The organism is Polaribacter sp. 11A2H, from assembly GCF_011379025.1.
Classification (GTDB): Bacteria; Bacteroidota; Bacteroidia; order Flavobacteriales; family Flavobacteriaceae; genus Polaribacter.
In genome coordinates, this window is the sequence record NZ_WTLD01000063.1 from 1 (window position 1) to 555 (window position 555).

1 protein-coding gene is annotated in these 555 nt (G+C 37.1%); it reads right to left on the bottom strand.

What is annotated here, in order from left to right; translation table 11 throughout:
- Positions 1-555: hypothetical protein (locus tag GQS58_RS16935; protein WP_205860466.1), on the bottom strand; the 555-nt coding region annotated here is incomplete at both ends.

Sequence of the window (555 nt, forward strand, 5' to 3'; positions counted from 1 at the left end):
ATCTTTTATAGAAGCATTCGTGATAACGATATTATCTCCATCTGTGTCACTATCATTAGAGAGTAAAGTTGACGTTACATCTGTATTTAATTCTGTAGTATTTACATCATTTTGGGCCGTTGGCGGATTGTTACCCGCTGGCAAAATATTTGGCACTACTTCTATAGATAAACTTGCTGTGTCTGTATTGGCACCAGCACCTTTTCCTATATAGGTTATTGGGTTAATAGTACCTGTAAAACCTGCAGCTGGTGTAAAAATATACGTACCATCTTCTTTAATAGTAATTGAACCAGCATTTGCAACGGCAACACCGTTTTTATCTACACCAGCAACATTATTAATTGTTACTCCAGTGTTTCCTGTAGGAACAGCTGTTGGAGTCCCATTTATTGTAACCGAAGTTACTGTTGCAACACCTTGGTCATTGGTAATTAATGCTCCATTTACCGCAGTATCTTTTGGTGTTTGGTTGATGTCATTTTCTGCATTTACATCTGCAGGAATAGAAGTTAAATATAAAGTAGATTCATCACATGCTTGTACTGTTGGAGC